24 protein-coding genes and 1 riboswitch are annotated in these 24092 nt (G+C 45.0%); of the genes, 7 read left to right on the plus strand and 17 right to left on the minus strand.

All coding sequences use genetic code 11. From position 1 onward, the window contains the following. Positions 1 to 176: 176 nt before the first annotated feature. On the plus strand, positions 177 to 1769 hold the full coding sequence (serA, locus tag MHH60_RS03335) for a phosphoglycerate dehydrogenase (protein ID WP_036676193.1): 1593 nt from the start codon (positions 177 to 179) through the stop codon (positions 1767 to 1769). Between the two features lie 377 nt (positions 1770 to 2146). On the opposite strand, the gene MHH60_RS03340 is transcribed toward serA, so the two are convergent. After that, complete coding sequence (locus tag MHH60_RS03340) at positions 2147 to 2980, minus strand: SDR family NAD(P)-dependent oxidoreductase (protein WP_076134698.1); 834 nt, start codon at positions 2978 to 2980, stop codon at positions 2147 to 2149. A gap of 159 nt (positions 2981 to 3139) precedes the next feature. Here MHH60_RS03340 and MHH60_RS03345 point away from each other — a divergent pair, with 159 nt between their 5' ends. The 6 genes from MHH60_RS03345 (at position 3140) to MHH60_RS03370 (ending at position 9519) form a co-directional block, all read left to right on the plus strand. Beyond that, positions 3140 to 4096, plus strand: coding sequence for a helix-turn-helix transcriptional regulator (locus MHH60_RS03345; protein WP_076134699.1), 957 nt, complete (start codon positions 3140 to 3142; stop codon positions 4094 to 4096). A gap of 121 nt (positions 4097 to 4217) precedes the next feature. Then, entirely contained in the window at positions 4218 to 5468 is a 1251-nt protein-coding gene (locus MHH60_RS03350; protein ID WP_076134700.1) for a methyl-accepting chemotaxis protein, read from the plus strand. A 174-nt stretch (positions 5469 to 5642) separates the two neighbouring features. After that, positions 5643 to 5739: riboswitch (cyclic di-GMP riboswitch) on the plus strand. A gap of 155 nt (positions 5740 to 5894) precedes the next feature. After that, positions 5895 to 7535, plus strand: coding sequence for a thiamine pyrophosphate-binding protein (locus tag MHH60_RS03355; protein ID WP_143766679.1), 1641 nt, complete (start codon positions 5895 to 5897; stop codon positions 7533 to 7535). A gap of 10 nt (positions 7536 to 7545) precedes the next feature. Further along, a complete protein-coding gene (locus MHH60_RS03360) occupies positions 7546 to 7914 on the plus strand; it encodes a carboxymuconolactone decarboxylase family protein (protein WP_076134702.1) in 369 nt (122 codons plus the stop codon). 207 nt (positions 7915 to 8121) lie between these two features. Next, positions 8122 to 8472, plus strand: coding sequence for a hypothetical protein (locus tag MHH60_RS03365; RefSeq protein WP_051490905.1), 351 nt, complete (start codon positions 8122 to 8124; stop codon positions 8470 to 8472). A gap of 54 nt (positions 8473 to 8526) precedes the next feature. Continuing rightward, a complete protein-coding gene (locus MHH60_RS03370; RefSeq protein WP_076134703.1) occupies positions 8527 to 9519 on the plus strand; it encodes a ketoacyl-ACP synthase III in 993 nt (330 codons plus the stop codon). Between the two features lie 76 nt (positions 9520 to 9595). On the opposite strand, the gene MHH60_RS03375 is transcribed toward MHH60_RS03370, so the two are convergent. The 16 genes from MHH60_RS03375 to MHH60_RS03450 all read right to left on the minus strand — a co-directional run bounded on the left by MHH60_RS03375 (position 9596) and on the right by MHH60_RS03450 (position 23960). Continuing rightward, entirely contained in the window at positions 9596 to 9811 is a 216-nt protein-coding gene (locus MHH60_RS03375; protein ID WP_076134704.1) for a DNA-binding protein, read from the minus strand. Between the two features lie 14 nt (positions 9812 to 9825). Continuing rightward, positions 9826 to 11319, minus strand: coding sequence for a glycerol kinase GlpK (gene glpK, locus MHH60_RS03380; protein ID WP_076134705.1), 1494 nt, complete (start codon positions 11317 to 11319; stop codon positions 9826 to 9828). Positions 11320 to 11437: 118 nt separating this feature from the next. Continuing rightward, positions 11438 to 12874: an ATP-binding protein gene (locus MHH60_RS03385; RefSeq protein ID WP_076134706.1), complete on the minus strand. Its 1437-nt coding sequence runs from the start codon at positions 12872 to 12874 to the stop codon at positions 11438 to 11440. Further along, positions 12875 to 13591 carry a response regulator transcription factor gene (locus MHH60_RS03390; RefSeq protein WP_036676174.1) on the minus strand — a complete coding sequence of 239 codons (717 nt, stop codon included), beginning with the start codon at positions 13589 to 13591 and terminating at the stop codon, positions 12875 to 12877. A gap of 76 nt (positions 13592 to 13667) precedes the next feature. Further along, positions 13668 to 14930: a cytochrome c biogenesis protein CcsA gene (gene ccsA, locus MHH60_RS03395; protein ID WP_076134707.1), complete on the minus strand. Its 1263-nt coding sequence runs from the start codon at positions 14928 to 14930 to the stop codon at positions 13668 to 13670. Further along, a complete protein-coding gene (gene resB / locus MHH60_RS03400) occupies positions 14927 to 16612 on the minus strand; it encodes a cytochrome c biogenesis protein ResB (protein WP_038572442.1) in 1686 nt (561 codons plus the stop codon). The genes ccsA and resB overlap by 4 nt, the downstream gene beginning before the upstream one ends. After that, positions 16612 to 17133, minus strand: a complete 522-nt coding sequence (locus MHH60_RS03405) for a redoxin domain-containing protein (RefSeq protein ID WP_038572444.1) — start codon at positions 17131 to 17133, stop codon at positions 16612 to 16614. The genes resB and MHH60_RS03405 overlap by 1 nt, the downstream gene beginning before the upstream one ends. Positions 17134 to 17253: 120 nt before the next feature. Continuing rightward, entirely contained in the window at positions 17254 to 18012 is a 759-nt protein-coding gene (locus tag MHH60_RS03410) for a pseudouridine synthase (RefSeq protein WP_036676166.1), read from the minus strand. Positions 18013 to 18032: 20 nt separating this feature from the next. Next, the gene (locus MHH60_RS03415) at positions 18033 to 18377 is read right to left on the minus strand and encodes an N-acetylmuramoyl-L-alanine amidase (RefSeq protein WP_038572446.1); all 345 of its coding nucleotides are present in this window, start codon (positions 18375 to 18377) and stop codon (positions 18033 to 18035) included. Between the two features lie 60 nt (positions 18378 to 18437). Further along, positions 18438 to 18971, minus strand: a complete 534-nt coding sequence (locus MHH60_RS03420; RefSeq protein ID WP_036676158.1) for a spore maturation protein — start codon at positions 18969 to 18971, stop codon at positions 18438 to 18440. A 7-nt stretch (positions 18972 to 18978) separates the two neighbouring features. After that, complete coding sequence (locus MHH60_RS03425) at positions 18979 to 19644, minus strand: nucleoside recognition domain-containing protein (protein WP_076127464.1); 666 nt, start codon at positions 19642 to 19644, stop codon at positions 18979 to 18981. Between the two features lie 36 nt (positions 19645 to 19680). After that, positions 19681 to 20880 (minus strand): D-alanyl-D-alanine carboxypeptidase family protein, encoded by a 1200-nt coding sequence (locus tag MHH60_RS03430; RefSeq protein WP_172628841.1) that lies wholly within the window; start codon positions 20878 to 20880, stop codon positions 19681 to 19683. Between the two features lie 250 nt (positions 20881 to 21130). Then, a complete protein-coding gene (gene ytfJ, locus MHH60_RS03435; RefSeq protein ID WP_076134709.1) occupies positions 21131 to 21619 on the minus strand; it encodes a GerW family sporulation protein in 489 nt (162 codons plus the stop codon). A gap of 89 nt (positions 21620 to 21708) precedes the next feature. Next, entirely contained in the window at positions 21709 to 22416 is a 708-nt protein-coding gene (locus MHH60_RS03440; protein WP_076134710.1) for a DUF2953 domain-containing protein, read from the minus strand. A 181-nt stretch (positions 22417 to 22597) separates the two neighbouring features. Beyond that, positions 22598 to 23200, minus strand: coding sequence for an SMC-Scp complex subunit ScpB (gene scpB, locus MHH60_RS03445; protein ID WP_036676149.1), 603 nt, complete (start codon positions 23198 to 23200; stop codon positions 22598 to 22600). After that, entirely contained in the window at positions 23169 to 23960 is a 792-nt protein-coding gene (locus tag MHH60_RS03450; protein ID WP_036676147.1) for a segregation and condensation protein A, read from the minus strand. Before MHH60_RS03450 ends, scpB begins: the two co-directional genes overlap by 32 nt. Positions 23961 to 24092: the final 132 nt, after the last annotated feature.

Genomic DNA, 24092 nt, shown 5'->3' on the forward strand with positions numbered 1-24092 from the left:
CAAAGTTACCGATTTCGCGGTACTCTTGCACGCTGTTTCTTTTGTGCGACACCGCGTTGATCTACTATTATCACATGTTTTTCTCTACTAGTTCGTGAACCTTCTGGTATTGTGGACTGCCCATCAGGGCGTCCTCGACATATAAAGCTTTTCAACTTTAAGGGGGATAAGAAACCATGTTTAAAGTATTAGTATCGGATCCAATCAGTGATTTGGGCATTCAGCAATTGATGGACGCAACAGATGTGGTTGTAGACAAAAAAACAGGTCTCAGTGAAGATGAGCTCGTTGCAATCATCGGTGAATATGATGGTCTACTCGTCCGCAGTCAAACTACAGTAACTGAAAAAATTATCGAAGCTGGAAAAAACTTAAAGGTCATTGGTCGTGCAGGTGTGGGTGTAGATAATATCAAGCTGGAAGCTGCTACTCAACGTGGGGTTGTTGTTATCAACGCTCCTGATGGAAATACCATTACAACTTGTGAGCATGCTTTTGCAATGATGATGGCGCTGGCCCGTCACATTCCACAAGCTTATGCAAAAACAATTGGTGGAACCTGGGATAGAAAAACCTTCGTGGGTGTAGAGCTTCGTGGCAAAACTTTAGGTGTGCTGGGAATGGGCAGAATCGGTAGCGAAGTGGCAAAACGTGCCAAAGCTTTCGGCATGGAAATCCTTGCTTTTGATCCTTTCTTAACTGCTGAGCGTGCTGAGAAACTGGAAGTGAAATTAGCTTCCGTTGACGATGTAGTCCGCGGAGCAGACTTCATTACTGTGCACACTCCACTTACTCCGGAAACACGCCATATGATTTCCCGCCCGCAATTTGAAGTGATGAAAAAGGGAATGCGCATCATCAACTGTGCCCGTGGTGGTGTAATTGATGAAATGGCGTTAGTAGAAGCTATTGATAGCGGTATTGTTGCTGGCGCTGCATTTGACGTATTCGAAAAAGAACCGCCACAAGCAGATCACCCATTTTTGTCGCATCCAAAAATTATCGTGACTCCTCACTTGGGCGCTTCTACAATTGAAGCACAGGAGAATGTAGCGATCGATGTATCGGAACAAGTACTGCATATTCTGCGTAATGAACCGTTCATCAATGCTGTAAATATTCCTCCAGTTGCTCCAAGCGTAATGAACAAACTCCAGCCTTACTTCACACTTGGTGAGAAGCTGGGCAGCTTTGTTACCCAAATTACAGATAGTGCTATTCGTGAAATCCATGTTGAGTATGCGGGTGATCTGTCAGATGTCGATACCCAACCACTTACCCGCTATATTGTGAAAGGCGTGCTCTCCCGCCACTTTGCTGAGGATGTTAACATCGTTAACTCCATGCACTTGGCAAAAACACGCGACGTTAATGTAGTAATAACTAAAGCTTCCAAAACTAAAGGCTTCACTAATCTGATTACCGTGACCCTTAAAACAGATCACGACCAAGAACGTCTCGTAGCCGGAACATTGCTGCAAGGTTATGGAGAAAGAATTGTTCAAGTGAACAAGTTCCCCGTTGATATCGCTCCTGAAGGACATCAAATTGTCGTATCCCATAACGACAAACCAGGGATTATCGGACTTGTGGGTACATTGCTGGGCGAAAATGATGTCAATATCGCCTCCATGCAAGTGGGACGTAAAATCGTTGGTGGCGAAGCAATCATGCTGCTGACCGTTGATAAAGCTGTACCTACTCATGTGCTTGTGAAGCTTGCTGGCCTGCCAGAAATCAACACTGCAGAAGAAATCATTCTTCTGTAAGCAATAGGATAGAAATCAAACAACAGAGCAGCGATTCTCCTCTTATAGGAGTTTCGCTGCTTTTGTTGTTGATTGTTAGCTAACCTGTTTCGAATTCATCTACAACGCCGAACCGAGTTCCCTCGTGAGGCTTACGGACACCCTTGAGGTTTCGGACCCAGATGACCTTATATGCAATAATTCCGCTTTTGAAGCAGGGTTTCGGACTCCAATGTCACTATTCCTCAAAAAGAGAGCTAAATCAGGTGTTTTGCCTATCAATAGCGTCTATGGGGACCGATAGCGTCCTAAATATACGAAAATGCTGCATTTTAGATCAGCTGTGCCCTATACTGCTTCGTACGCACATATGGGATCAAACAGATCAAGATTGCTGTTTAGACTAAGAATGCGGGAACAGTCCGACCATCGATGTCTGTAAATCCATACTTTTCAGCCAGCTTAGCAACCTGCTGCGGTTGTCCGGTCATAGACATGACCTCAGGATCGGCTGCTAGAGCAGTGACTGCTCTACCGATATAGGTTGTGGATTCAGTCATCTGCAATTCTTCAACCTCATGCCAATGCTCCTCATCCGTGTTCATGCTCTCCAGCACCGCCTCTGTCCTCATCCAGCCCGGAGTGAGCGGAATAACTGCAATGTTGTCCTCTTTAAGCTCATTCGATAACCCGTAGGCCATGCGCACAAGTGTATTTTTAGAAAGATCATAATAGAAGTTTCCTAGATATTTGTAATGATCCCAAAAGGTTGTATGGATGATTAGACCGCCAGCTTTTGCCTCGCGCATTAAAGGTATTGCGAAATAATTTGTTACCAATTGCGCCCTCACACCCGCATTAAACATATTATCCCAGTGCGCTGTAGGAAGCTCCCAAAAAGACTTCTGCTCAATAGGCAAGTCATTCCCGCCCCATACATTATTGACTAAAATATCAAGCCGCCCTTGCTCTGAAGCAATCTGGCGAATGACTGCCTCTGTCTCCTGATCTTTTGTATGATCACATCGTATGGCGCTGCCGGACCCTCCCTCTGCTTTTATTTCCCTAAGTACGTTATCAATGCTCCGCTTGCTATGCTCTGTGCCAGAAGCCTCTGTCGTTCTGCCCGTAATATAAACGAATGCACCTTTCCTTGCCAGCTCCAATGCAATTCCTCTACCAGCACCTCTGCTGCCCCCGGTGACCAATGCTACTTTTCCTTTTAAAGTCATGTTATCAATCCTTTCTACACTTGTTTTTCTCTAAATGTTCTGTATTTAATCCTTACCTTATATAAGTATAATTCTTTAATATGACATCAACTGACATATATAATATAATAATTTATTAAGAACTAGCTAACATTTATTAGGAGGAGGAGTGTTCACTTAATGAGAGCCGATCGTTTGTTATCCATCTTACTTTTGCTGCAAAATCGTGGAAAGATGACGTCCCGTGAGCTAGCCCAGACCTTAGAAGTGTCTGAACGAACTGTGTTTAGAGATATGGAAGCCTTATGTACAGCAGGAATACCGATTCTTGCCGAACGGGGACGCGAAGGGGGTTGGATGCTCACAGAAGGTTACCGAACCTCGTTAACGGGTATGAAGCCCTCAGAGATTGCTACTCTGCTGTTGTCCGCAGACTCCTCGATTTTAAAAGATCTGGGTATACAAAACGACTTCTCTTCTGCCGTGCTTAAGCTGGAGGCTGCTTCCCCATCCAGGCCGAATAATCCAGCCAGTTACCTGAGCCAGCGCATTCATATTGATGGTGCCAGCTGGCACCCTTCCGACGAGACGTACCCGTTTCTATCTATCCTGCAGGAAGCTGTTTGGGAAGACCATAAAGTGAAGATCACTTACCCACGGAACGACGAGATGAAGGAGCGTTTCATTGAACCTCTCGGGTTAGTCGCAAAACGTGGAGTTTGGTATGTAGTGGCACGAACCGAGGGTGAAATGCGGACTTTTCGCGTGTCAAGATTAATACAAGCTGAAGCAACTAATGAATCATTTGTCAGACCTGAGGTTTTTGATTTAAAAAGCTACTGGGAACAATCGACTTTAGCTTTTAAAGCAGCACTGCCAAAATATGTAGTGAAATTAAAGGTGAATGAGTCTATTCTTAAAGAATTACAACGTGAAAGATATGTAACTATAACTTTAGTAGAACCCTCTGCTAAAACTGGGTGGATGAACGTAGAGGCCGAGTTTAATACTATAGAATCTGCCTGTCGTATCGTACTCTCTTTCTCTCCTTCAGTTATTGTTTTAGCTCCTACCGAACTAGTAGGGATGGTAAAGTCTGCTATTAAAACAATTTCCACAATATATGAGGAATTTTGACATGAATTCTAAATATCTACTACTTAAAGAAGATTTATGACACTTCTCTATAGACCAATGACCTATAAATCCCCTATAATAACACCATTACATAAAATTTAATAAGGGGGACATTTTACCAATGAGCTGGATGCACAAACTTCCGTTAAAACAAAGAATTGTTGCCGGATGTTACCTCGTTGCCGCACTGTTTGCTATTCCTGTCTTAGTTACGTTAATGATTCTAGGTCAATTTCTCGTAGGAATTATACTAGTAGTTGTTCTTGCAGGTCTGACTTTACCTGTTGCTCGCTTCGTGGAGAGAACGCTTACATCTTCTTTTGATGATATTGCTAATGTATCTCACAGTATTTCGAAGGGGGATTTCACTAGCAGAGCGGACGAAAACGGTTCAATGGGTGACGTAAGCCGCTCCTTTAACACAATGATTGATAAGCTCAAGAAGATTCTGACCGATGCATCACAGATCACCCGTCAAGTTATGGATGCAAGCCGCGGAATCGAAGATAAGAACCAGAACCTGAAAATTGTCATGGCACAAGTAGCCTCTTCCTCTACTGAGCTCGCTCTTGGTGCAAATGAAATATCTACGGATATCGCTGATATGACAGAATCCATTAAAGACATTGAGACCAAAGTATCCAATTATACGAACTCCACCAAAGAAATGAACAGACGTTCAATACATACCTTAGAACTTGTTGAGCAAGGGCGCCAATCCGTAGATACACAGGCTGAAGGCATGCGTAAAAACATAGAGGCTACACAAAAAGTGGCTGATACTATTGAAGCTCTTTCACAAAATGCCCGCGGGATTACGATGATCACCAAGACCATCACAGAGATCGCTGAGCAGACCAACCTGCTGTCACTGAATGCCTCCATCGAAGCTGCTCGTGCCGGAGAGCATGGTCGGGGTTTTGCCGTTGTAGCTCAAGAGGTTCGCAAGCTTGCTGAGGAATCTACGGCATCCACAAAAGAAGTATTCGGTTTGGTCCGCAGCATTGAGTCAGATATTAAACAAGCCATCGATAATATCGCCATCAATGAAGAGGTCGTGCAGGTTCAGAACGAAATGATCACACAAACTGCCCATATTTTCGCACAAATTGTACAAAGCGTGCAGTACATTACCGAGCAAATCTCTTCATTCTCTGCGGAGAGTGATCTTATGCTAGAAAGTGCCTTGAAAATTTCCAGTGCAATCGAGAATATCTCAGCAATCACCGAAGAAACCGCTGCTGGCACAGAAGAGGTATCGGCGGCTATGAATGAACAGATTAATGCCCTGCAATCTGTTGCAGAAGAAACGGAAAAAATGACCCAGGCCGTATTTAATCTGCAAAAAACCATTCATATCTTTAAATTCTAGTTCAAAACTATCAACTGCCACCTAAGCTGAGTCTTAGGTGGCAGTTTTTTTCGCGAGGCAAAACTTCATCTCTTGGACAAGACTTTCGTCAAATTTCGAGTTTTTTTAGCGGATTATGTTGACAAAAATTAATGAGGAATATATTGTAAAGGAAAATTATTCTTATCAACTATAAATTAATATTGGCAAAATCCTCGAAAGAGGATGACGCAAAACCATGGATCTACAGCCTCATTTTTTCGTTTGAGGCCATGATTGCCAGGTTGCAGAGGAACCAGGACGGCTGAACTATTGTTCAGTCTTAGCGGCGCCTTATGCCACCAACCTGTGCTTACTATAGAGCACAGGTTTTTACTTTTTGAGTATATTGATCTATCGTATCTATGCGATAGATTAATAACTAATATATATCAAAAAACTTGTGAGGTGTTTCTTTTGAAGACAGTCGCAGATTACATGGCGGAAGCACTACGTAACCTTGGAGTCACCCATTCTTTTGGGATCATTGGCAAATCGATTTGTCCAATAGTTCTAAAGATGGTGGATTACGGTATTGAATTTATTCCCGGCAGACACGAAGCAAGCTCCGGATTCGAAGCAGCAGGATATGCGCTGAAAACAGGTAACCTAGGCGTAGCATTTGGTACTTCGGGTCCTGGGGGAACTAACCTGCTTACAGCAGCAGCACATGCGAAAGCTAACAACCTACCTGTCCTATTTATTACTGGCCACCAATCCATTACAGAGCTTGGAATTCCTCAATGTCAGGACTCCACTTCTTTTCTGGCTGATTTAGCTGATATGTTCAGACCTGCCACCTTGTTCAGTAAATTGGTTGAACGTGGGGATCACTTTGGTACTATTTTTAATCATGCGATTTCTGTGGCCCTGACCAAACGTGGTCCTGTTCATCTTTGTATTCCTTTTGATGTACAAACTGAAGTATTGGAAGAATGCAATATAGTAATCCCAGAAAGAGAGTCTCTAATTAGTCAAGCTAATATCGATAGAGTCATCGATGCTATTCAAGCTGCTAAGAATCCTTTGATTATTGCGGGTAAAGGAATTAACCGCTCCGGAGCACATAAAGAGCTTGTTCAACTCGCAGAAACTTTTAATATTCCTGTAGTAACCTCTCCTGGTGGAAAAGGGGCTATAGTCTGGGATCACCCACTCTATCATGGTCCTATTGGCGTTGGCGGTTCGACCCACGGGGACGATTTATTAAATAAAAGCGATTTATTTATAGTGCTTGGATCACGTTTAAGTGATATGACCATCTGTAATCTTAAACGGGAGAATCATCCAGCAACTTTAATTCAATTTGATATTGATCCAACCTTTGTCGGAAAAATACTATTGTCCAAAACGATCCCGGTCACTGGGGACCTGCGCGATAATTTGGTGCACTGCCTAAATCATATTGACCCAAGCACAATCACCAAACGTGATGCTTTGGCCGATGCTGATTATTCAGAAGAGCTTTCAACCCTCAAGAATCTTTCCCTTGCTTCGGTAATGAGCACTTTAAGTGATTTGATTCCTTATAATAATTCAATTTTCGTTGATGATGGAAGTCATGGATTCCACGCTGCAAAATGGTACAAGGTTAAGAAACCGGGCAGCTTTGTTTTTGATGCTTATTTTGCTTGCATGGGTAATTCGATCGGTATGGCTATTGGTGCAAAAGTTGCAGCTCCTGAAGAAACGGTCCTCTGCATTACAGGTGATGGTTGTTTCATGATGCTCGGCGCTGAGATTAACACCGCTGTCTGCAAAGATATCCCTGTCATCTTTATCGTGGTCAATAATAAGCAACTAGATATGGCTCTTAAGGGTATGGAGAAAACCACAGGTCGTATCGATGGAACTCTATATGAAGTACCAATGGACGCCGTGAAATTCGCTGAATCTCTAGGTGCTAAAGGCTACAAGTGTGAGACAGCGGATGAATTCACAGCTGCAATTAAAGATGCGGTAGCTCTAAACCATGTTGCCGTTATTGAACTACTAACAGACCGTGATGAAGTCCCTCCGACTGCACACCGTACTTTGAACCTAAACTAGGAGGCTAACCATGAAGGAAAATATCAACAGTGGTCTCAACCACTTCGCGAATCTATCAGGAGACTATGGCGCAAAAGCACTAGCTCCAATTAAAGACCACTTCCCTGATTTGGCTGAATTTATTATGGGGAATGCCTATGGCGATATTTTTCAACGTAATACTATAGCCCCTGACTGGAAGGAAATCGCAGTCATTTCATCTTTAATTTCAATGGGTCAATTCGAACAGCTGGGTGTTCATTATGTCATGGCCCTTCGTGTTGGAGTCACCGTAGAACAGCTTAAAGGTATTCTATTACACTTAGTACCCGTTATAGGGGCACCTAGAATCATCACAGCTTTTAATATCCTGCTTGCAACCATAGAAGAAATCCAATAACCCAACAGTTCGACAACAATATACAAAATTCGACTTTATTATTGCATACACTTGAAAAATATGCCTATAATAGAGTCGGAATATCCCATTACTTGCTGTATAGTGTCGAATTTTGACTTTTATAAAACAGCTAAGTGGATATACATATGGCTGGATATTGCAGTCGAACTGTTTTGGACAAATTCAATCTATGGGAGAGATTTAGGCATGGGAAGTTTCGTTTTGAAGACAGACACTGCAAACAAGGTTATTAACATTGAGTTGGATGGAACATTTTCTGAAGAAGATGGTCTAAAATCTATTCAAGCTTATCAACAAACTATCAATCCAATTACTCCAGCTGACTATGAACTAAAAATCGACTGCAGAAAGCTAAATGTAACTGCACCAGATGTTGTACCTCTTTTAGAAAGCTGCTTTGTAATGTTTAAGAATGATGGATTTGTAAAAGTAAATCTAACGCTTGAAAATAACCCGATCCTCAAAATGCAGCTTTCCCGTCTTGGCCGTAAAGCTGGACTCGATAACATCGAGATCATTTCTGCGGTTACAGTCTAGATCTTTTAATCTTAATATGTAGGCCACATCTTACTGCTTTCCTGGAGGCGTATTATGACCGGAATTCGTATTAAAGGCATTGATATCTATCATCCCAGCAATATAGTTGGTAACGACTTTTTCATTAAGCATTTTGACGAAAAAGGCATTGATATTCGAGGTCTATTATCCGCATTAGGTCGTATTACACGGTATAGTATTAAGGATGCGGATGAGAATTCCCTTACGATGGCTTTTGAGGCTGTCCGGAATGTTTTGGAGAAAAGTGGTCTCACAGGTGCCGATATCGACCTTATTGCCTATGCAAGTCAAACTCCTGAGTATATCTTTCCTACCAACTCATTAATGATTCACCGTTTGATCAAAGGCGCATCTCATACGATCTGCATTGACAGCAATGCTAATTGTGCGGGTATGACGGCTTCTGTGGAACAGGTTAGCCGTCAGATGCAAGCCAATCCTAGGATTAAACGAGCGTTGGTAATCGGCTCGGATTATGTAACCCCTCATGCCGATAAGAATGATCCGGTCTACTACGCTAACTTTGGTGATGCAGCGGCGGCAGTCATTCTTGAACAAGCTGAGGATGCGGTCGGTTTCATTGACTCTATCTACCAAACGGATCCATGTGTTTGCGATAATTCCAAGTTCCCGTGCGCAGGCCTGGCTAAACTGGGTAAACAAGGTGTAGCGGCTGGAGAGTTTAATGTGAAGTTTATTCCTTTTGATGATTCCATTTGCATAGATGCTGCTTCTGAGTCTATTCGTACTCTACTGTCTAACAACAATATCGCGCCTGAAGCCATTAAAGCAGCCTGCTTCTCACAGTTTTCATTGCCTAATATCTTAGAGATGTGTGAGAAAGTCGGCATTGATCGCAATGTAGCGGTATACATAGGAGATGAATTCGGTTATACCTCTACGAGCAGCCCATTTATTGCTCTACATAAAGCTGTAACTACTGGAAAGATCGAACGTGGTGATAAAGTCCTGTTCTGGACAGTGGGCGCCGGTTGGCAAAATGTAGCATTTGTTATTGAATATTAGGAGCTATATAACAAAAAGCGGCAAGCTAGGGATTCACCTAAGCTTGCCGCTTTTTAATATAAATATGAACGCAACATCAGGACTTACTTGCAAAGGTGAGCCCCTTTTCCGCAAGGGCATTCCGCAGTAGAACGATCGCCTTTGGCCCCAATCCATGTAGCTGCAGAAGCTCTGCCTCCGTATGCTTGCTGAATTGTTGAAGCTGAACATATCCAGCCCCATGCAGGGCTCGAAGCGCCGGCTTAGATAGTCCGCCCGGCAGATCAGATTCTGTTCCGTTAACCATAGACATATACAGCCCCTTTATTACTGATATCCTTCATGCTTCTCCCAACCCATAGTACGCGCTACAGCGTCTTTCCAGGCGTTGTAACGACCTTCCCGCTCAACTGTACCCATCTCAGGCGAGAAGACCCTCTCAGCCTTGTTGAAGCTCTCTAGCTGGGCACGTGTCCAGACGCCGGACGTTAACCCGGCCAGAAGCGCCGCACCCAAAGCTGTTGTCTCCGCATATGTTGTTCTAGTAACCTCACTGCCCAGGATATCAGACTGGAATTGCATCAGCAAATCGTTACGCACAGCTCCGCCATCCACACGAAGGCCGGTCAATGGCATGCCTGCGTCTTTTTCCATAGCTCCTATTACATCTCTGGATTGAAAGGCTAAGGACTCCAATGTAGCTCGTACCAGATGTCCTGAGGTAGTGCCTCTAGTAAGGCCAAATATGGCTCCACGGGCATACATGTCCCAATAGGGTGCCCCCAGTCCGGTAAACGCAGGCACAACGATAACCCCTTCACTGTCCTCTACTTCCCGTGCTTTATCTTCTGAGCCTGCTGGCTCCTCTATAAGACCAAGCCCCTCCTGCAGCCACTGAACGGCCGCTCCGGCCACGAACACACTGCCCTCGAGAGCATAATAGAGTTCATCTCCCATACCCCAAGCTACAGTGGTCAACAAGCCATGGCTGGAGGCTACAGCTTCTGTGCCTGTGTTCATTAGAATAAAGCAGCCTGTACCATAGGTGTTTTTGGCACTGCCGGGTTCTAGACAAGTATGTCCAAACAATGCAGCCTGTTGATCTCCAAGTACAGAGCGAATTGGAATGTCCGCTCCGAACCACTGTTTGTCTGCTACTCCAAATTCGCCGCCAGACATTCTTACTTCTGGCAGGATGGCACGCGGAATACGAAGCTCTTCCATTAGCTCTTCATCCCAGCACCGTTCATGAAGATTGAACAGCATCGTACGTGAGGCGTTGGTAACATCAGTGACATGTACGGCTCCGCAAGTAAGTCTCCAGATTAACCAGCTGTCGATCGTCCCTGCTAGAAGTTCACCTCGATTCGCCCGTTCTCGAGCGCCATCCACATGATCCAGTATCCAGGAGATTTTGGTAGCTGAGAAATAAGCATCTACAACAAGGCCCGTCTTGCTCGCAATAACTTGCTCCAGCCCTTTACTTTTAAGTTCTTCACATTGCTCTGCAGTACGCCTGTCCTGCCACACAATCGCAGGGTATATCGGTTTGCCCGTTATTTTATCCCAGATTAAAGCTGTTTCTCTCTGATTGGTTATTCCGATGGCAGAGATCTCCTCAACTGCTATGCCACCCCGCGCAATCGCATCTCTTGCCGCTGCGAGCTGTGACTCCCAGATTTGCTCAGGGTCATGCTCTACCCAGCCTGGATGGGGGAAGGATTGTTTAACTTCATATTGACCTTGTGAGACCCATTTAGCCTCCGTATCGAACAATATGGCTCGTGAGCTGGTAGTACCTTGGTCTAAAGATAAAATCATTCTATGCCCTCCCAAGCAAAACCTACAAGATATGTTCCACGATGAACAAGATTAATGTGTTTGTTTCAACAAAAAGCACCTCTGCTGTCAGAGGCGCTATCACACATTGTGTTTGGAATTACTGTTTTTCGACAGGAAGTCTTAGCGTAAAGGTTGTACTTTCGCCTAGTTTGCTTGAAGCTGAGATAGTCCCGTGATGCGACTCTACAATATTTTTAACAATCGCAAGCCCAAGTCCCGTTCCACCCGATTCTCCCCGTACACGCGCCTTATCAGCTTTGTAGAAGCGGTCGAATATATACGGCAGATCCTCTGGTGGAATTCCAACCCCTTCATCCTGAATTTTAATCTCAAGATAACGACGGCCTTCTAATACACAAGTTCCTGTATGAACCGTGATTTTTTTGCCACCCTGTGTATGGCGAAAAGCATTATCGAGTAAATTGGTTAAGACTTGTTCCAGTTTATCCTCATCCGCTGCCTTCAGAACAGCAATATCGCTCTCTTGCTGTAGGTGAAGATGGATATCGCGCTCTTTCGCACGTACAGAAAATTTACGGTAGACTCGTTCCAGCAGTTCGTTCATGTCCACCTGAGCTTTCATCATATCCGTATGTCCGGCTTCCATTCGGGCAAGATCAAGCAAATCCTTAACCAGACGCCCCATACGCAGTGATTCGTCATGAATGACCTGGATCAGCTCACTGCTTTCTTCGGGGGATGAAGCCATCCCGTCTAATAAAGCCTCACTGTACCCTTGCATCATCGACAATGGAGTGCGGATTTCATGGGAGACATTAGCTACGAAGTCTCTGCGCATCTTTTCCAGACGTACCTCTTCCGTCACATCCCGCAGTACAGCAACTACTCCTCGGATGCTGCCTTCAGAATATAACGGTGCCATATGAACAGACCAGACGCCCTGCCGCACATGTACATTAGAGCGGTCATCGCCACCTTGCTTCAAGGTGCTTAAAAATAAAGGACGCAGGGGAGGAGGAACACTGCTCTCAACCGTTTCGGGATGAAGCTCAGCATCACTCTCATGTTCCCACTGCAAATCGCTCCAGCTCTCTAGCAGAGCTTGGCCGTGCGGATTGGTCAAAATAATCTGCCCTTCAATGTCAAAGGTGATCACAGCATCGCTCATACTGCGCAGTACGCTAGACAGATGCCCCTTCTCATGATGCAGACTGCGAATATTCTCTTCAAGCTCCTCAGCCATATGGTTAAAGGAAGTCGCCAACTGGCCAATTTCATCACTTGTGACAAGCGTAAGCCTTGTTCCGTATTCGCCCCGGCGAATGTTATTCGCTGCTTCAATGACACGCTGCATCGGCTGAGTGATTTTGGTAAACAAAAATAACGCAAAAAATGTCGTCAAAGAAAATCCGATCATACAAGTATACATAAATAAACGCTTGATATCTCCGGAATTGGCAAAGTTACTGTCTATGTAGGGAAGCAAAAATAACCCCAAGGTAATAAGCACGACAGCGACCAGGCAGATGATCGTAACCCACAGTTTGCCGACAAGACTTCTCCAGAAGTTCACTTATTTAGGTACCTCTAGTTTGTAGCCTACGCCCCATACGGTCGTAATCATCGCTGCGGATTCCGGTGATACTTTATTCAGTTTTTCACGAAGACGTTTTACGTGAGTATCTACAGTACGCAAATCTCCGAAAAATTCATAATTCCAGACATCCTTAAGCAGTTCTTCACGAGAAAATACTTTATCAGGCGAAATAGCCAAATAATGCAGAAGTTCATATTCTTTAGGTGTCAAACTTACTTCTTCACCACCAGCAGTCACACGGTGAGCATCATGCTCAATAATAAGATGAGTAAATACAATGTTATTGCTGGAATTGCTCTCCTTGGACAAGAAAGCAGTTGCCGACGAACGGCGCATAATAGCCTTCACCCGGTAAATGACTTCACGTGGACTGAAGGGCTTCACAACGTAATCGTCTGCGCCCATCTCAAAGCCTTGAACACGGTTGATCTCTTCGCCTTTAGCTGTAAGCATTAAGACCGGAGTTGACTTCACTCCTCTGAGTCTTGTCAGCACTTCCATCCCATCGATGCCAGGCAGCATAACATCCAGCAAAATTAGACCGTAGTCATTTGCTGTTGCTTTACGAAGAGCGATTTCTCCATCTTCCGCTTCATCAATTTCATAACCTTCTTTTTCAAGATACATCTTTAGCAGGCGGCGAATGCGTTCCTCATCATCCACTACCAGAATTCTGTTTAAATGATCTGCCATTTCACTACAACCCCTTCATCAATACAGTAGAACGTAACCTTTAAACCATTGTGCAACGTTAACAGGTAAACTATGCTCAGTCCGTCCCCGCGTAAGAATGAAGTCCGGCGATGACTAAATTAACGCCAACCAGGGTAAACATTACGACCAGGAAGCCAAGCACAGCCAGCCAGGCAGATTTTCTTCCTTGCCATCCACGAGCCAAACGTAAATGAAGATAAGCGCTATAGAAGAGCCAAGTGACAAGCGCCCAGACTTCCTTAGGATCCCATCCCCAGAATCTTCCCCAAGCGATTTGCGCCCATATCATTGCAAAGATCAAAGCGCCTAATGTGAAAATAGGAAAGCCAATGGCTATCGCCCTATACGTAATCTCATCTAGATCGCCCTCATCAATTCCGTCCATCACCGGGTGTAAAGCAGTGCCCAGCGGTTTACGTACGATCAAGCGAAGAACTCCGTAGAGGATTAATCCGGAAAGGAGTGACCAAATTACAGTATTAAACTTCCGTCCAGCATTTACACCATTCATCCAAGATGGTGCCTCAAAGAGTGGTTCTTTTATGCCAAGAAACGACTGGAAGCTCTCAATTTCGCTATTGTGTGGTGCCACAATCGGCGGCATTCGATAACTCACTTTCTCTATTGTACTATTTTCCTGCCCGGGGCTGTCAATCGTAACGTTCGGACGGACAAAAACAGTTTCATAGCCTGCTCCGCGGAATGCAAAAACAGAACCCAGAAACCCAATTATAACAATGATTGAAAAGAGAGTAAATTCGACCAGCCTCTGTTGCTTGCGATCCGTCTTCTCTTTACTGGAAAAATTGACTGTTCGCAGCAGATACATCAGTCCTGCCGCAAACCCTACTGCGAAGAAGGATTCACCTAGTGCAGCCAGTGTTACGTGAATCTTTAAATAGTTGGATTGAAGAGATGGAATCAGCGGCTGTACTTCCTGTGGAAATACTGCGGCATAAGCCATCACAATAATACTGATTGGAACTGCAAAGAGACCCAGGATTACCTTACGATAAATAGCGTACATCACAGTAAAGGCAACCATGACCATCATCGATAAAAAAGTCATGAACTCATACATGTTGCTGACCGGAATATGCCCTGAGCCCGCCCAACGTGTAAAGAAATAAATAAGATGAAAGATAAGACCTATTGAAGAGAAAATAAAAGCAATTTTGCCCCAACGTGAGGTATGTTCCTCCGGCTTGCGGCCTGACCACTTGCGACCCATGATGGCGATAGTGAATAACATAAACGAACCGCTGTATAATAAAAATGCGGCAATAAAGACAGCGCTGCTGATGTCGAGCAAGCTCATGAAAGGCCTCCTCCATTATCTAATGATTTTTCATCGACTACCAGATCTACTTTTTCTAAAATAGAAACGATCTCACGGCGGAACCCGAACCAGTTCTTGTTCGTATGTCCTCCGAGGATAAGCTCCCCGTTAGCAACGGTAAGCCAGATACGTCTATGCTGCCAGTAGAAGCCAAGCACTAAACCCAGCATCACGATTGCTGCACCTAGCCATACAAACGGCATTGCACGATCAATACGTATATTCAAGTAAGTAGTCGATTCCGAAAAATCAACGTCGCTCATGTTGTCCACTTCAAGCTCAAGAAATCTATTGCTCCCGCCAAGCTTATCGTTAATGGCAGCCTGTTGAAACTGCGCCTTATCCACCTGTTTAGGAAAATAGAAATACTGCTGCCCTTCCGCCGGGAGATCCGGACCTTGTATCAGGAACAAAAAAGCAGGTGCATTCGGATAAGGTGATTTGGAAATCGGCTGTCCATCCTCATTTAGACCAAAATCCATATACTTTTCTTTCAAAGTTAAAGTATAAGGACCCGCCTGAATTGCCCGCGGAGGATTCTTCATGTCCAGCTTAAATTTGCCGAACGCCTCGCCAGTGGTGGAATTTTTAAGCTCAGGCTGTACCGAACGCAGCACCGGGGTCAGATCATAATCAAACTGATACGCTTTCAATCCTTTATAATCCAAAGGTGAATTTACTTGGATATCATGTTTCGTCACCTCGGATAGCTGTGGTTCCTTCGAAGGGTCTCCACAATCCGCGGTGCATTCATAAAGCACAGCTTGGGTCTGGAATAGCTTTGGAAGTATTTTTTTGCCTCGAAATTCCTCAGGCATCTCTTCCTCCGTATAAAACTCCACGGTGAATTTCTCATTTTTCAAATAATAGGTGGTGTCCGGAATCTGTGTGATCTCCCCTTGCGGGAAAGCAAGATGCTGATCCATGTTCAGTCCCGGCAATCCTCTTGCTAATACAGCAAGTAAAAAAATAATTAAGCCAATATGTATTACATAAGGTCCCCAGCGGCTGAAGCGATGTTTCTCTGCCAGCAGAGCTCCTCCATCCGTCTTCACGCGATAGCCCTTTTTACGCATTGGCTGAATTACCCGGGCTACCCAAGCTTCTGGTTCCTCTTGTACTTCAGTCACTAACACAGCTTTTTGCCGAGTTAAGAACTGGCGATGTTTCCGAATCTTCTGTCTGGTTAAGGCCTTATAGAGCGGAAGTACTCGATCCAAGCTACAGATCACAAGTGAAGCGCCGATCATTACGAGTAGAGTTACAAACCACCAGGATTCGTATGTATGTGAAAGTCCAAGTTTGTGATAAATATATCCGGCTGTTCCGTACTCTTGCTTGTAATAAATTGAGGCATCAATATTAAGAAAAGTACTCTCCTGCGGGAAAATCGTCCCCAGCATAGAGCCTATAAGTGTCAACACGATCAGATAGATCGCTATTTTGACGGAAGAGAAGAAGTTCCACACCCGATCAATAATCCCCGGGTTAACGCGCTGAGAACGGCGAGCTACGCCATCGTAACGCATTTCCAAATTCTCGCCCCAGTCTGATTCTTTACCCAACGGCTTTCCGCATGCTTCGCATAAAACAGTGCCTACAGGGTTCTGGTGGCCACATTCACATTTGGTATTGGTTATAAATGCCTCGCGTTCACTCATCAATCCACCAGCTTCCCAATTTGATCGTCAAGTGAGTTCAAATCAAGCTGGCCGATATGAATGTTGTCAATTTTACCCTTGGAATTAATGAATAAGGTAGTTGGCAGCGGAGAAATACCATAACTTCGTACAGCATCACGTCCAGTGTCCATCAAAATCGGAAAATCAATGTTTACTTGCTTCACAAAATTCTCGACAGTCATCCGGTCTTCGCCCACATTAATGCCTAAGACCACTACGTCCTTGTCCTTCCACTTCTCCCATTGCGCTTGGAGAGCCGGCATTTCTTTGACACAAGGTGCGCACCAAGAGCCCCAGAAATTAAGCACAATAGTCTTGCCCTTATATTCGTCTAGGGTATGAGCCAGACCGTCAAGCCCAAGCAAATCAAAGGAAGGTGCTTTGCTCCCTTCCTCTGGTTTGCCGCTTCCCCCAAATACAGAGGAACCGATGGCATAACCGCCCACTATAACAATTAGAAACAGAATCACGATTTGAATTGGTTTTCTTGCTTTACCCACACGTAAAGCCCCCTTCTGTGACGCAACTCATACTTATGTTGTAAGGTGTGAACATCCTATGAACATTATAGCGAATTTCGTCACAGCTTTAGGGGGTTTAATTGTGAATATTCTGTGTCTTTATGACTCTTTACGTGGAGTTCTTTCTTTAAGCAATCCTGCTTTGGCAATTTGCTGCAGATGGTTAATTTCATCCTTGGTCAAATGACGGTATGAGCCACGTTTGAGATTTTGCAGCATAATATCCCCGAATGAAATCCGTTTCAGACGGAGTACGGGGTGTGAAATCGCATCAAACATGCGTCGTACCTGACGATTACGTCCTTCGTGAATCGTGATGCTGATTACCGCTTCTTTATTTGCTTCATCAATATCCTTGTACTCTACTTCCGCAGGCGCTGTCATGCCATCTTCCAGCTTAATCCCAGCTTTCAGCTTGTCCAATGCAGTACCATGCGGTATACCCTTGACCGTAGCATGATACGTCTTAGGTACATGGTGCTTCGGATGGGTTAGCAAGTTAGCAAAGTCCCCATCATTTGTCAGCAGCAGCAAACCTTCCGTATCGTAATCAAGCCGGCCTACAGGGTAAACCCGTTCAGTAATTCCTTTTAGGTAGTCAGTTACAACCTTACGACCCTTTGGATCGGAAGCGCTTGTGATAACTCCCTTAGGTTTGTTGAACATAATATAGATTTTGTTCTCGCCCCGGATCAGTCTACCGGAAACTTTAATAATATCTGTTGCGGGGTCCACCTTCGTGCCAAGCGTAGTTACGAGTTCCCCGTTGACTTCCACTTTACCGGCCAAAATCATTTCTTCACACTTACGTCTGGACGCCACACCGGCCTGCGCCAAAATTTTCTGTAATCTTTCCATATTCGACTAGTCACCTCAGATCAATGATAACCATCAGAGGGATAAATCACAAGTTCATTCCAAGGAAAAAATGCTCCTGGACAGGAATTATTGTGGGGTTCGATGATTAAAGGGGAGATTTGGTAGCGTTCTACTAATTCTAAAACGAGTTTAGCCGTTGCAAAAAGCTGCTCCTGCCTTCCGGATATTGGAGGATCGCCCACTTCCTTACCAAAATCACCTTCCAAACAAATATGAATATACTCCGGATCTGTCAGTAGCGGTGCTGCATAAATCGCGCCATCCACTCCTACCCAGAAGTCAAAACCTTTACCGTTAATGGATGTGCAGCTAGAATGATGCAGAATAAAACCTTTATAGTTCATTGCGGAATGCCCCCCTCCACATTGCTGCAATAGCATATGTTCAGGGGGGCAATGGGGTGATTATCCAAATAATAGCAAACACACAGCGATCGCGGCGACAAAGCCGACAACATCGGAGAACAAGCCAACCTTAAGCGCATAACGCCCATTACGTACGCCTACAGCTCCAAAGTAAACGGTCAAAACATAAAGCGTAGTATCTGTGCTCCCCTGTATGGTGGAAGCAATCATACCAATTAAAGAATCCGGGCCATGTACACGGATTAGATCCGTAGTGTAAGCAAGCGACCCAGTCCCCGTAAGCGGCCGAAGAAGACCAAGCGGCAATACTTCTGCAGGAACACCAAGCCCCCGCAGGGCTGGGGATATGAAGCCCATAAAAAAGTCCAGCGCACCGGAAGCGCGAAAAACACTGATCGCAACCAGCATCCCCACAAGATGTGGAATAATCGCAATGGCTGTGCCAAACCCATCTTTCGCACCTTCAACAAAGGATTCGTAGACTGGCACCTTGCGCGTAAAAGCATAGAGCGGGATGAACGTGATCATGACCGGAATCGCCCATGCCGATATGAGACTGATAAACTGGTACAAATCACGTTCACCCTTTCAATGAGGAATTAGGGAGTGTTGTCTTCGCCAAAGGAGGAACCCCGGACTTTGCTGAAGGGGGCTTCGGCGGTTTGCGCAGTAAAGTCAACCTTCGGAAAAACCGGTCTGCCGCAATCGCTGCAAGTGTAGCCACGGCCGTTGCTGCAAGTGTTGTACCTACAATGCCTGCAGGATCGGCTGAACCATAGTTTAACCGGATGGCAATCAGTGTGGCTGGGATAAGCGTAATGCTTGCTGTGTTAAGCGCTAGAAGAGTACACATGGCTGGAGTGGCGGTCTCTTTATCAGGATTGAGCTTTTGCAGCTCCTGCATCGCCTTGATGCCCATTGGCGTTGCGGCATTGCCTAGTCCGAGCAGATTAGCACTCATATTGGAGAGAATATATCCAATGGCAGGATGCCCTTTCGGCACATCAGGGAATAAAAAAGCTACGACAGGGCCAAGCACCTTGGCAATCTTTTTAAGTAAACCTGCATCTTCTGCTATCTTCATGATTCCAAGCCAGAACACAAGCACACTGATTAAGCCAAAACTTACCGTTACCCCACTCTTGGCTCCGTCGAATACGGCGGCTGTAAACTCATCCATTCTGCCGTTAACGGCGGCGAACAGAAAACCGATGATGATCATTCCTAGCCAAATCCCGTTAATCATGGACACGCCTCCTTCTTCATTCATCAGCCCATTTACTTATTTCGAACTCGCTCCCATTTCAAATAGAGCTTTCAGCGCACTACCCAGCGCCTGAAACCAATTATTTGCCGGATAAGCCTGTGCTAGTGTGGGACTATACTTTTTCATATAAGCAGATTGCTCAGGAGGCAGGTTCTCAGGAGTATACACCGGCACGCGACCTATTTCTTTTCCGCCCAGCTCCAGCACAAGCGCCCCTTGCAATCCAAAATTTGCTCGCGAAGCTTCGGCTGAAGCACTTTCCTTCTGATTTAAAAGAAGTTTCGTGATCACTCTATTTTGTTCACCTTGTCCAAGTGGATAAGCAAAGGTTTTGGAGGTTACAAAGTTATAGCCCTTCACGGCATCCCCACGTTCGATCAATGTTTTGAGCGGATAGTGATTAAACCCGAAGTTTAGCAGGGAAGCATGATCATTCCAGTCATCGCCGTCATTTATAGTAACTGCGACAAGCTGCTGGCCGTTTCTGGTGGCAGAGCTGACAAGGCAGCGCAGAGCTTTTTTGGTATAACCTGTCTTTACACCGTCCGCTCCCTCGTATAAATACAGCATCTTATTTTTGTTTCTCCATTTGTAATCCCATTTCTCATTTGGATTGTCTGCAGTTTTCTCCTGCGTCTTCACAATTTCTTTAAATACAGGATTGTGAAGAGCATAAGCGGTCAGAACAGCCAAGTCGTTGGCACTTGAATAATGCCCTTCAGCGTCAAGACCATGGGGATTAGCAAAATGAGTATGGGTTAGCCCTAGCTCCTCAGCCTTAGCGTTCATAAGGTATACAAAACCTTCCTCAGAACCACCGATATGCTCAGCGATCGCCGTTGCTGCATCATTCCCTGAGCGCAGCATCAGGCCATAGAGCATATTTTCCAGCGTCATCTCTTCCCCCTGCTGCAAGTAAATAGAAGAGCCCTCTTTCGCATAGGCATTTTTTCCTACTTTGACTTTAGAGGCTAAATCACCATTCTCAATGGCGACGAGGGCGGTCATAATTTTGGTCAAGCTGGCAATAAGCATAGGCTCATCCCCACGGCTGCTGTACAAAATACGCCCGGATTCCACATCAATCAGTGCCGCTGCTCTTGCATGTGTAGAGATAGAGCTGTTCTCGGCCTGAATTGAAGATAGCGGCGCCAGAAGCAGCAGCGAAAGGCACAATATTAAGGCGAATGGCCATTTACGGGTTATTGTCTTCATGTTCATCCTCCGGCTTCTTATCGGATCTTAAGTAAAAGTGTTTATGTTGTACAAGTGTATGCGGACCAGCCTTAGGGTATGTCCACTCCTTGGGATGTTCCACACAAAATATCCCCACAACGTGAGGCCTTGCTTCGATATTTTTTCAGGTAATTTGCGGGAAACAAAATATACTTACTGATACGTCAAAAAAGGGACACCGCCTGATGTATGGCGATATCCCCGAGGCTATTTGTAGAATTATGTGTACCTAATGAGTTGAAGATTGAGATGTACTTGGATCGGTTTTAACAGGTGCTGCTGCTGGTGTGGCAGGTGTTGGCGGCGTTTGAGCTGCAGCATTGCTGGTTTGGAACATGGTTTGAATTTTGTCGATGAGCCCTGGTGTTGCATCGATGATTTTTTCGAATAGGTGCGTTTGATTGTCCAGAGGGACAATATTCACTCCATCCTTACCTACCACTAAAAAAGCGATCGGTCGAATGGAGACGCCTCCCCCGCTACCTCCACCAAATGGAAGCATTTTGACTCCACCTTGGGAGTTTGAACCACTTATAGAATCTTCTACTCGATAATCACTACCACCAGCAGCAAATCCAAAGGCAACTTTACTGATAGGCAGGATGATGCTACCGTCAGGGGTTTGTACCGGATCTCCGACAATGGTATTCACATCTACCATGCCCTTGATATTTTCCATCGCTGTTTGCATTAGGCCTTGAATAGGATGGTCGCTCATATTGTTTCCTCCTTTAATTGAGTACGATTTCTCTTTCTTCTACAGCGTATATCATCCCCACATCTGCCCATTTGTATGTAACTTTCATTTTAAACTTTCCCATGTGGCTCCTGACGCATCTGTTTCAGCAGATTTCTCCAATGGCCGAGCCCGCCTTTTTCACGCAAGACACGCCGAGATAGCCGCATTAAGGCATACAAAGTGTAGCCGACTGACATTTTCCCCTTACAGACAAACTCCATTGCAAAACAAAGCTCATCTTCAAAAACAGGCTTAACAAAAATTCGAGGGTGCTGCTGCAATTTCACCCACTGTGAAATAAAACCAACAATACTCCACTTCAGGCCCCAAACCGCTCCCGATGCGGTCGCAGTATCTGCTGCATCACCAAGAGAGAAATCGGTGGACCAATCGAACTTTGATATTTTGACATGAGCTACAGTCTCTTTTAACCATTCCTTCAACCCGCGTGTAGATTTCACAGCTTGGTTAACATTGTCGCGCCAGTGCATTACTCTTTCTTTATCGAATATCTCTTCTTTTACGGTATCTACACCTGTCGTCGCAGTCCCTGTCTCTTTAAACTTTCCCCACACACCCTGCTCCAATCCCTTAAAGACCAGTTGGGGAAGTTCATAGTGAAGCTTTATCAGACCAAAAAGAGAGGTAACATCTAATTCGAGCAGGTCATTTTTTCCATGTTTATAACACCGTATGCGGAAATCGATAGATGAAGACAGGACCAGGATCAGGGCCAGTACAAGCAAAACGAGGGGAATTGCAAGCCATAACGTCACGTATTTACCTCCAAGAAACCTTAATAATGGGAACCTTTGGTTTAGTATGGCAATTTAAGCTGGAAAAAATTCGGGGTTTGCATAAAAAATATGAGCTTAAATAAAAATAGGGACTGTCCCAAACCACATAAATGGTTTAAGGGCAGTCCCTTCAATACAATTATTAGCGTTCTCGTACGAACTATGGCAGCTCGACATCCTCAAAAGTCATTTGAGTGTCCAGCTTATTGAACAATAGCTGTGTCTCTTCTTCCAAATTATCCGTGGACTCAAAGTTTGTCGGTTCCGGCAGATCCTTTAGACTGGCAAGACCAAAGCTCTCCAAGAAGGATTTAGTCGTCCCGTACAGAATTGGCCGGCCTACCGCTTCCGCACGACCAACCTCATGAATCAAATCCTTGTTATTCAGCGTATGAATTGCGCGTTCCGACTTCACACCCCGGATTTCTTCAATCTCCACCCGCGTAATCGGTTGGCGATAAGCCACGATTGCAAGAGTCTCTAAGGCGGCCTGAGACAAGGTTGATCTGGATGGTGAATAGGCCAGACGCTCAAAATAGTGGGCATGATCAGGCAATGTAGCCAGGCGATAATTCCCGGCAATTTGCACTACCTGTAAGCCCCGCTCCTGTGCTACATAATCTTCTTTCAGTTCCTCTAAGGCTCCGGCCGCAAGCTCTGGGCGCTGTTCTGTAATTTCAGCCACTTGGCGTACAGAGATTCCCTCATCCCCTGATAGAAACAGCAGGCCCTCAATAATCGATTTCAGCGTTTTGTAATCCATTGAAGTGTTCTCCTCCTCTCCACTCCATTACGATGTCATCAAACAATTTCTCTTGGTAGCAAAAAATCGCCTTCATTTTCATCAGTTCCAGAATCGCAAGAAAAGTAACTACGATTTCGTGCCGTGCCATTTCATCGTGAAGCAGTGCCGAGAAATGCAGCTTACCGCCTGTTCCTCTGCGCTGCAGCGCATCTGACACATCACGTATACGATCTTTTACCGATATTTCATCCCGGGTGATCCGCTGGTAAGAAGACCTTCTGGCAGCCTTACTTAGCGCTTTACGAAAAGCGGCTATTAAGTCTGAGGTATGTAGTCCTTTTAGCGTTTGATCAATCTCTTCTGGCACGAATGGACCCAAATCCTCAGGCTCCTTCGTAAAAATCAAGCTCCGCTCGCTCTCCATATCCATTAAATGTACAGCAATACTCTTGAACTTACGATACTCAATCAGTCGCTGAACAAGTTCAGCTCGTGGATCAAATTCATCCTCTTCGTAATATTCAAAATCATCGATCTCAATGACCGGTGGTTTGGGCAGCAATAGCTTGCTCTTTATAGATAAAAGGGTAGCGGCCATCACGAGAAATTCACTCGTAATATCCAATTCAAGCTCCTGCATGCTACGCAGGTATTCCATATACTGTTCGGTGATCTCGGCGACCGGAATGTCCTGGATGTCGATTTCCGCCTTATCAATTAAATGCAAGAGCAGATCCAGCGGACCTTCAAACGTCTCCAGCTTGTACAATACAGTCACGAAGCATCCTCCCGCCAAAAAAAGTAAAGTGCAGCGCCCGTCTGGACGCTACACAAGTAGAAAGGGCTCTTATAATCCATGCTTTCTTCTTATACTATAAATAAGCACGAATTCGACTGATTCGTCAATAGC

Source organism: Paenibacillus sp. FSL H7-0716 (genome assembly GCF_038002705.1).
Classification (GTDB): domain Bacteria; phylum Bacillota; class Bacilli; order Paenibacillales; family Paenibacillaceae; genus Paenibacillus_AQ; species Paenibacillus_AQ odorifer.

Coding starts and splice junctions, on each gene's coding strand:
- serA (WP_036676193.1), top strand. CDS start 177: ATGTTTAAAGTATTAGTATCGGATCCAATCAGTGATTTGGGCATTCAG.
- MHH60_RS03340 (WP_076134698.1), bottom strand. CDS start 2,980: ATGACTTTAAAAGGAAAAGTAGCATTGGTCACCGGGGGCAGCAGAGGT.
- MHH60_RS03345 (WP_076134699.1), top strand. CDS start 3,140: ATGAGAGCCGATCGTTTGTTATCCATCTTACTTTTGCTGCAAAATCGT.
- MHH60_RS03350 (WP_076134700.1), top strand. CDS start 4,218: ATGAGCTGGATGCACAAACTTCCGTTAAAACAAAGAATTGTTGCCGGA.
- MHH60_RS03360 (WP_076134702.1), top strand. CDS start 7,546: ATGAAGGAAAATATCAACAGTGGTCTCAACCACTTCGCGAATCTATCA.
- MHH60_RS03365 (WP_051490905.1), top strand. CDS start 8,122: ATGGGAAGTTTCGTTTTGAAGACAGACACTGCAAACAAGGTTATTAAC.
- MHH60_RS03370 (WP_076134703.1), top strand. CDS start 8,527: ATGACCGGAATTCGTATTAAAGGCATTGATATCTATCATCCCAGCAAT.
- MHH60_RS03375 (WP_076134704.1), bottom strand. CDS start 9,811: ATGTCTATGGTTAACGGAACAGAATCTGATCTGCCGGGCGGACTATCT.
- glpK (WP_076134705.1), bottom strand. CDS start 11,319: ATGATTTTATCTTTAGACCAAGGTACTACCAGCTCACGAGCCATATTG.
- MHH60_RS03390 (WP_036676174.1), bottom strand. CDS start 13,591: ATGGCAGATCATTTAAACAGAATTCTGGTAGTGGATGATGAGGAACGC.
- ccsA (WP_076134707.1), bottom strand. CDS start 14,930: ATGAGCTTGCTCGACATCAGCAGCGCTGTCTTTATTGCCGCATTTTTA.
- resB (WP_038572442.1), bottom strand. CDS start 16,612: ATGAGTGAACGCGAGGCATTTATAACCAATACCAAATGTGAATGTGGC.
- MHH60_RS03410 (WP_036676166.1), bottom strand. CDS start 18,012: ATGGAAAGATTACAGAAAATTTTGGCGCAGGCCGGTGTGGCGTCCAGA.
- MHH60_RS03415 (WP_038572446.1), bottom strand. CDS start 18,377: ATGAACTATAAAGGTTTTATTCTGCATCATTCTAGCTGCACATCCATT.
- MHH60_RS03425 (WP_076127464.1), bottom strand. CDS start 19,644: ATGATTAACGGGATTTGGCTAGGAATGATCATCATCGGTTTTCTGTTC.
- MHH60_RS03430 (WP_172628841.1), bottom strand. CDS start 20,880: ATGAAGACAATAACCCGTAAATGGCCATTCGCCTTAATATTGTGCCTT.
- ytfJ (WP_076134709.1), bottom strand. CDS start 21,619: ATGAGCGACCATCCTATTCAAGGCCTAATGCAAACAGCGATGGAAAAT.
- scpB (WP_036676149.1), bottom strand. CDS start 23,200: ATGGATTACAAAACGCTGAAATCGATTATTGAGGGCCTGCTGTTTCTA.